At 58.6% G+C, this 1,463-nt stretch carries 1 protein-coding gene and 2 pseudogenes; all 3 read right to left on the reverse strand.

The genetic code is table 11. The annotated features are described in order from the left end of the window. Positions 1 to 319, reverse strand: a pseudogene (locus tag Ga0074115_RS15475) (carbohydrate porin); the annotation flags it as partial. 258 nt (positions 320 to 577) lie between these two features. Next, positions 578 to 985, reverse strand: coding sequence for a MerR family DNA-binding protein (locus Ga0074115_RS15480; protein ID WP_057957367.1), 408 nt, complete (start codon positions 983 to 985; stop codon positions 578 to 580). A gap of 60 nt (positions 986 to 1,045) precedes the next feature. Then, a pseudogene (locus tag Ga0074115_RS15485) lies at positions 1,046 to 1,463 on the reverse strand (mercury(II) reductase); the annotation flags it as partial.

Consider the following 1,463-nt stretch of genomic DNA (forward strand, 5'->3'; position numbering starts at 1 on the left):
CGGTGTTGACCTCGCCTAGTATGCTGGAGACGCCATTGTTGCGGGGGGTGGTATTGCCCTCCACATAGAGAGTCCAGAGGCCTGGCCCCATCGGCAGGGTTGCCACCAGGTCTAAGGATGCGGAGAGCTCAGCGTCGATCCGGCCATCGCTGGCGTGTTGCCCGGTGAGGGTGATGCCGCCCTCGAAGCTGAGATCCTTGTGGCCGTCTTCCACTGCGCCGTGGCGGGTGTCGGGCTCATCAGCGAAAAGGAGTGGGGTGGCAAGGAGGGTGGTGCTGATCAGGATTGCATGGCTCAGCGATGATCTGCTTTGGGTCATTGTCGTAAAGGTTTGGTTACTGCTGCGTAGGGGGGGCTTCTGAGAAATCGGATGCGATGGATTGGGCGTCAAAATGCGTCGATTTGCGGCCAAAAATGCGAGTTCATGATTCGCTCAGAGGCTCCCCAGGTTTCTTTGAAGTCGTGGTGGGAATGCGGGAAGGTGCCGCTCCCTCTGGCGTTAATGATAATGATTCTTACTCGTAATTCAAGGAGACCCCATGCCGTCGCTGTTCCAACGACTATCGAGTGGGGCACACTATCGGCGTCTGGATTGGGCTAAGGTCTCGATGATTGCGCAGCGATCCTGACCATTGATGTTCTCGCGGCAGGCGTCGATCAGTTTGGCCAATTCCCCCTGCATGGCGGTCAGGTCTCTGATCCGGCGTGTGATGTCGGCATGTTTATTTTCCGCGATCATGCGCGCCTCTTCGCACTCCCGGTGTTTCAGGGAGAGTAGGTCAGCAATCTCACTGAGGTTGAATCCCAGATCCTGGGCGCGTTTGATGAAGCGAATCCGCTCGATCGTGGTTGCCGGATAGTGCCGGTAACCCTGGATTGGCTTGACTGGCTCGTCGATCAGGCCGATGCGCTGGTAGTAGCGGATGGTCTCGATATTGACGCCTGCGGCCCAGGCCAATCTGCCGATGGTCAGTTGTTCGGTCACTGGAAATACCTTTGTTCAGGGGGTGGAGTCAGACTTGCAGTCGCCTCCGCCCCTGCAAGTCTATCCTGCACAACAAGATAGCTGTTTAACATCCTTGCTGAAGGTCTGGGCGCAGAGCTTGAGCCCTTCGACCAGAGTCAGGTAGGGGAACAGTTGATCCGCCAGCGCCTGCACCGTCATCCGGTTGCGGATCGCCAGCACCGCGGTCTGGATCATCTCCCCCGCCTCGGGGGCGAGGATCTGGGCGCCGATCAGTCGGCCACTCTCTTTTTCCACAACCAGCTTGATGAAGCCAGCGGTCTCAAAATTGGCCAGAGCCCGGGGTACGTTCTCCAGGGACAGGGTCCGTGAGTCCGCCTTGATGCCTTGGATGCGAGCCTGAGCCTCGGTCAGACCAACGGTTGCGGCCTGTGGATCGGTGAAGACCACCGCCGGCATCGCCGACAGGTCGAGTCTGGCATCTCCCCCGGTCATATTG

Source organism: endosymbiont of Ridgeia piscesae, assembly GCF_001443665.1.
GTDB lineage: Bacteria > Pseudomonadota > Gammaproteobacteria > Chromatiales > Chromatiaceae > Endoriftia > Endoriftia persephonae.